This window comes from uncultured Dokdonia sp. (assembly GCF_947492535.1).
Lineage (GTDB): Bacteria > Bacteroidota > Bacteroidia > Flavobacteriales > Flavobacteriaceae > Dokdonia.
Window position 1 is genome coordinate 23,976 of sequence record NZ_CANLNH010000026.1, and the last position, 6,538, is coordinate 30,513.

4 protein-coding genes are annotated in these 6,538 nt (G+C 35.6%); all 4 read left to right on the top strand.

The annotated features are described in order from the left end of the window. Positions 1-93: 93 nt before the first annotated feature. The 4 genes from Q1A60_RS20980 (at position 94) to Q1A60_RS20995 (ending at position 6,387) form a co-directional block, all read left to right on the top strand. Entirely contained in the window at positions 94-1,335 is a 1,242-nt protein-coding gene (locus tag Q1A60_RS20980; RefSeq protein WP_299769762.1) for a DUF4856 domain-containing protein, read from the top strand. A gap of 62 nt (positions 1,336-1,397) precedes the next feature. Further along, positions 1,398-2,525: an imelysin family protein gene (locus tag Q1A60_RS20985; RefSeq protein WP_299769764.1), complete on the top strand. Its 1,128-nt coding sequence runs from the start codon at positions 1,398-1,400 to the stop codon at positions 2,523-2,525. Between the two features lie 6 nt (positions 2,526-2,531). Beyond that, positions 2,532-3,926: an HTTM domain-containing protein gene (locus Q1A60_RS20990; protein ID WP_299769767.1), complete on the top strand. Its 1,395-nt coding sequence runs from the start codon at positions 2,532-2,534 to the stop codon at positions 3,924-3,926. Next, positions 3,907-6,387, top strand: coding sequence for a TonB-dependent receptor (locus tag Q1A60_RS20995; protein ID WP_299769770.1), 2,481 nt, complete (start codon positions 3,907-3,909; stop codon positions 6,385-6,387). Before Q1A60_RS20990 ends, Q1A60_RS20995 begins: the two co-directional genes overlap by 20 nt. Positions 6,388-6,538: the final 151 nt, after the last annotated feature.

Sequence of the window (6,538 nt, forward strand, 5' to 3'; positions counted from 1 at the left end):
TAAATTTAATCTAAATAAACTTGGCTAAATGATTTCTCTGTATTATTTTTGTCGTCGTAAATAAATCACTATTTATATTAAGTCTAAATAAAAATGAAAAAAACGATATTTTCAACACTAGCCATAGCAACATTAATTTTTGCATCCTGTAGTAACGACGACGATGGCGTAGTAGTAATAGATCCAGATCCAAACCCAGATCCACAAGTTGTAATAGAGGTTCCTGATACGTATTCTTTTGAAAGAGATGGAGAGTCTACCGTAAATTTTCCAGGACAGACACAACGAATACTTATGGGAGAAGAATTAATTGCTTCTATGTTAAATTTTGATACTGCTACAGCGCAATCATTATTAGATATGTATGCGAATGAGAATACACCATTCGAGAATGAAGATTTAAATGCTTCGAGTAGACAATTAAGAAATACAGTTGCTAGTTCGGAAGATTATTTTACTTCAAATAATGCAGAAGCAGCGACTATAAGACAGTTTTTTGCAGACTTTTTATCAGCACAAATTGATGAGGTTTTCTTAGCACAAAACACTGCTGCCGCTATAGGAGTTGCTGGACAGATAGCAGATGGAGGAAGTACTCGGTATGTAAATGCTAAAGGGCTAGAGTATAATCAAGCTGTCGCTAAAGGTTTTATTGGAGCTTTAATGGTTGATCAAATTATAAATAACTATATAAGTACAACATTATTAGACGAAGGAACTAATAGAGAAGATAATGATAATGATGTTCCTAGAAATGATAGTGGTACTGATACACAAATGGAACACTTTTGGGATGAAGCCTATGGATATGTTTATGGAACATCGGCAGATCTTACAAATCCAAACCTAACAATAGGCGATGATGATAGTTTCTTAAATAAGTATATAGGTAGAGTAGAGGGAGATAGTGATTTTGCAGGAATAGCAGATAATATTTTTGATGCTTTTGTATTAGGAAGAGCAGCAATCGTAGCAAAAGATTACGATGTGAGGGATGAGCAGACTGCTATTTTAAGAGAATTAATTTCTCAAGTAGTAGGGATACGTGCTGTATACTATTTACAACAAGGTAAAAATGGAATTGAAGCTAATGATTTTGGAGCAGCATTTCACGATCTTTCTGAAGGATTTGGATTTATATACAGTTTGCAGTTTACGAGAAACCCAGCAACAAATGCACCATATTTTTCTGGAGCAGAAGTACAAGGATTTATAGATCAATTAACTGCTGGAAATGGATTTTGGGATCTTACACCAGCAGCATTAGATGAAATGTCTGAAACTATTGCAAGTCGTTTTACATTTACTGTCGCACAAGCAGGAACTGTGAACTAAGTATAAACATACAATTAAAAGGGAGCCAAAGTGCTCCCTTTTGGTGGTAAAAGACTATAGGTATGAGAAAGATTTTTGGAATTTTAGTATTAGTAGTATTTGCACTTTTTGCGTATGCGTGTTCTAGTGATGATTCATCAGATGGAGGTAGTGGACCTACGATCCCTCCTATGTCACTTGATAGAATCGGTATATTAGAAAATTGGGCCGATAACATTATTGTTCCAGGCTATGTAGATTTTCAATCTAAAGTAAATACACTTCAAACAGAAACAACGGCATTTGCAACCAACTCAAATGATTTAACAGCGATTAGAGCTGCTTGGTTAGATGCATATACCACTTGGCAACGTGTATCTATGTTTGAAACGGGACCTGCAGAAACGGTAGGACTTCGTTTAAATGTAAATATCTTTCCAGCAAGTGTAACGACAATAGAAGATAATATTGCTTCTGGTTCTTATGACTTAGGATTATCTTCTAATAGAGCCGCTAAAGGATTTCCAACATTAGATTATCTTCTTTTTGGAATCGGAGTAGATGATACTGCTATACTCGCCATCTATAACGGAACTGAGGGAGATGCTTATAAACAATACCTTCAAGACATTGTCGCAGATATGCAAACCCTTATTACTACGGTGTTAAACGAATGGCAAGGAGGATTTAGAGATAGCTTTGTAAGTAACAGTGGGTCTTCTTCTACAGCATCTGTAGACCGTTTAGTAAACGATTATATCTTTTATTATGAAAGACATTTAAGAGCAGGTAAAATGGGAATTCCTGGAGGTGTATTTTCAGGATCTGTAGAGCCTAATACAATAGAAGCATTATATGCTGGAAACCTTTCTAAACAATTATTCTTAGTTGGGCTTGACGCTGTACAAGACTTTTTTAATGGTCGTGCCTACAATGGAAACGCTCAAGGCGAAAGCTTAAGTAGTTACCTAGACGATCTTAACGTGATAAAAGATGGTGCAGATTTAAGTACGATTATAAATAACCAGTTTACTACAGCAAGACAATCTGTACAAGGATTAGGAAACTTTGAGCAGGAATTACAAAATAATCCGCCAACTACATTTTTAAATGCCTATGATGAAGTACAACGTATTGTACCTCTAGTAAAAGTAGATATGGTCAGTGCATTAAGTATTAGTATCGATTTTTCTGATGCAGACGGAGATTAAGCTTTTATGAATAAAAGGTTGCAAACATATTTGAATAGCCATACAGAGGCCGCTCCTTTAGCGGTCTTTCGTATGTTTTTTGGAATTCTAATGTTTGTGAGTATTATCCGTTTTTGGAGTTATGGATGGATTGATAAATTTTATATTCAACCCGATTTTCACTTCACGTTTTATGGATTTAGTTGGGTACGTCCTCTAGGAGTATGGACGTATCTTTTATTTGTGATTTGTGCAGTGAGTGCGGTGATGATTGCTTTGGGATGGAAGTATCGTATCGCAATGATTAGCTTTTTTTTGAGCTTTACGTATATAGAATTGATGGATAAAACCATGTATCTCAATCATTACTATTTCATTTCGATACTCAGTTTCTTACTCATCTTTTTACCTGCAGGTCATTATTTCTCGTTGGATACGCTTTCGCGAAAGCATATAAAGAATAATTCTCATACCAATACCGCCATTATTGGATATGTACCTCGCTGGACTATTGATAGTATTAAGTTATTGTTGGGAATCGTTTATGTATATGCAGGGTTGGCAAAATTGAATAGTGATTGGTTAGTGAAAGCCATGCCTTTAAAAATATGGCTGCCTTCCAAGTTTGATATCCCATTTATTGGAGATTTAGTAAGTCAAGAATGGGTACAATACGCCTTTAGCTGGATAGGTGCAGGATATGACTTATTTATTCCATTTTTATTACTCTGGAAACCCACCCGAACGTTTGCTTTTGCAGCCGTAGTAATCTTCCATATATTGACGCGCGTATTATTTCCTATTGGAATGTTTCCGTACATTATGATTGTAAGTGCATTGATCTTTTTTGATGCTGGGTTTCATAAGAAAGTGGTATACGCTTTCGCGAAAGCGGTAAAATATCCCAAAGTACTTTTAGAAGCAACCGCCGTATGGCAACCAACTTCTGTAAAACGATATAAGATGGCATTAGTAGTGATAACGATATTCTTTTGTATCCAACTACTACTCCCTTGGCGTTATGCTTTGTATCCCGGGGAACTCTTCTGGACAGAAGAAGGCTATCGTTTTTCGTGGCGTGTGATGCTCATGGAAAAATCAGGATATGCACAGTTTAAAATTAAAGATGGCGTGACTGGAAAGCGCTTTTATGTCAATAATGCCGATTTCCTAACCCCTTTGCAGGAAAAACAAATGAGTTTTCAACCTGACTTTATTTTGGAATATGCGCACTATCTTCGCGATCATTTTACAGCACAAGGACATCAAAATGTTGAGGTGTATGTAGAATCCTATGTAGCCCTTAATGGACGTTTAAGTACTACATATATAGACCCAGATGTAAATCTGGCAAGAATAGAAGAATCATTTACACACAAAAATTGGATCAAACCCTTCACTGATGAGATTAAAGGTTTATAATATATTGTTTTTTATACTCGTATCATTTTGTGCACACGCACAGTATACCATTTCTGGTCGTATCACTGATGATGCAAACACACCGCTACCAGAAGTAGAAATCTATTTACAAGGCGGAAATCAAGTAACGACTACCGATGCACAGGGAAACTATGTGTTTGAAAATGTAGCAGAAGGAACGTATGTACTTACCGTTTTTGGATTATCCTTTGAGTTGATTGAAGAGCCCCTTACAGTTCAGGAGGATACTCAGAAGAATTATAGTTTAGTTCCTTTGGGCGAATCGTTATCTGAAGTAGTATTAAGTACGCGTAAAGAAAAAATATTTGCGTTACGTTCTTTAAAGAAAGTAGAGGGAACGGCTATTTATGCAGGTAAAAAGAGTGAAGTTGTTTTGATAGATCAAATTACGGGAAATTTAGCAGCTAATGCGCCTCGCCAAATCTATAGCCAAGTGGTGGGATTGAATATTTATGAAAATGGTGATGCAGGATTGCAATTAAATATTGGAGGTAGAGGGTTAGATCCAAATCGTTCGGCTAATTTTAATATCCGTCAGAATAATTACGATATCAGTGCAGATGTATTAGGATATCCAGAAAGTTATTATACACCACCCGCCGAAGCATTGAGCGAAATACAAGTAGTACGTGGTGCTGCCTCATTACAATATGGAACACAGTTTGGAGGATTGATAAATTTCAAGTTTAAAAAACCGAATCCAGATAAAAAAATAGAACTCGTATCAAGACAAACAGCAGGTTCTTTTGGATTGCTTACCTCTTTTAATAGCTTGAGTGGTACGGTAGGAAAGTTTAGTTATTATACCTATTTCAATTACAAAGAAGGCGATGGTTTTCGACCGAATTCTCAATTTAATAGCCGTAATTATTTTGCTCACGTAGGTTATAAATTAAGTGATAAAACAACCATTACTGGAGAGTTAACACTCTTTAATTATCTAGCAAAACAAGCAGGAGGACTCACCGACACACAATTTATAGAAGATCCAGATTTTAGTAATAGAGGCCGTAATTGGTTTGACATTGATTGGAAGGTATATTCGTTACGACTAGATCATAAATTCAGTAAGAAAACAAATTTCAGTTTGAATCTTTTTGGATTGGATGCAAGTAGAAGTGCTGTAGGTTTTCGTGAAAATCGTCCAGACATTCCTGATGATTTGGAAGCGCCAAGAGAAGTTTTGGTGGATGATTTTTCAAATTGGGGAGCAGAAGCGCGATTATTGACACGTTATAACATAGGGAAAAAAGATGCCGTACTTTTGATAGGATCTAAATATTACGATGCAAATAATAATCAACGTCAAGGTCCTGGAACCATAGCTGCAGATGCTGATTTTTCGTTTACTAATGATGAATTCCCTAATTTCCAAAGACAAGCTCAATTTGAATTTCCTAATCAAAATCTTGCTGTTTTTGGAGAAAATATCTTCAATATCACCGATAAGCTTACCCTTACGCCTGGATTTCGTTTTGAATATATAAAAACAGAAAGTGAAGGTTTTTTTACAAATGTAGTATTGGATCTTGCAGATAATATACTATTAAGTGAAGATATTCCTGATAACAGAACTTTTGAAAGAGACTTTTTGTTATTAGGAGCAGGAGTTACGTACCAGTTAAATCCTAAGGTAGAGCTATACGGAAATATTAGTCAAAACTATCGCTCGGTGACATTTAATGATATTCGAGTAGTAAATCCATCGTTTGTCATTGATGAAGATATTACTGATGAAGAAGGGTTTACCATTGACATTGGCGCAAGAGGTCGCATTGATAACAGACTCTCTTACGACGTCAGTCTTTTTGGTGTGCGTTACAATGAACGTTTAGGTGAAGTTAACTTTAGTAATGATGGATTAGGAACATTGAGAGTAAGAGGGAATATAGGGGATGCCTTTATCTACGGACTTGAATTCTTTGGAGATTGGAATCTGAGAAATACGTTCTTTGAAGAAAAAGAAAATATCAAACTAAACGTGTTTGCAAATCTTGCATTAACACAATCAGAATATCTAAATGTTAATGAGTTAACATTGACTAATTTAGGAAATAATGTAGTTGTCGATCTTCCAGATGAAATTATAGGGAATAAAGTAGAATTTATTCCTGATGTAAATTTAAAAACAGGTGTTAATTTTGGTTATAAAAACTTTACATCAAGCGTTCAATACACCTATTTAACAGAGCAATTTACAGATGCAAGTAATGCACCACAAAGTTTAGATGATCCTCGAGGAATTGTAGGGTCAGTGCCGGCCTATGGAATTTTGGATATTTCGGCGGCATATACTTATAAACGTTGGCGACTCGAAGCGGGTATTAATAATGCACTTGATGAATCATACTTTACAAGAAGAGCCACTGGATATCCAGGCCCAGGAATTATTCCTGCTGAACCATTAGCATTTTATACAACTTTGCAAGTGAAGTTTTAGAAGAGTATAGAAGTATACAACATACAATAAAAAAATTGCCTTATGCTATAGTATCACAAGGCGATTTTTTAATTTTCGTTATTCGTTATTCGTTATTCGTTATTCGTTATTCGTTATTCGTTATTCGTTATTCGTTATTCGTTATTCGTTA

What these genes read in the sequence shown, in the direction of transcription:
- Q1A60_RS20980 (WP_299769762.1), top strand. Translation starts at nt 94, where the DNA reads ATGAAAAAAACGATATTTTCAACACTAGCCATAGCAACATTAATTTTT.
- Q1A60_RS20985 (WP_299769764.1), top strand. Translation starts at nt 1,398, where the DNA reads ATGAGAAAGATTTTTGGAATTTTAGTATTAGTAGTATTTGCACTTTTT.
- Q1A60_RS20990 (WP_299769767.1), top strand. Translation starts at nt 2,532, where the DNA reads ATGAATAAAAGGTTGCAAACATATTTGAATAGCCATACAGAGGCCGCT.
- Q1A60_RS20995 (WP_299769770.1), top strand. Translation starts at nt 3,907, where the DNA reads ATGAGATTAAAGGTTTATAATATATTGTTTTTTATACTCGTATCATTT.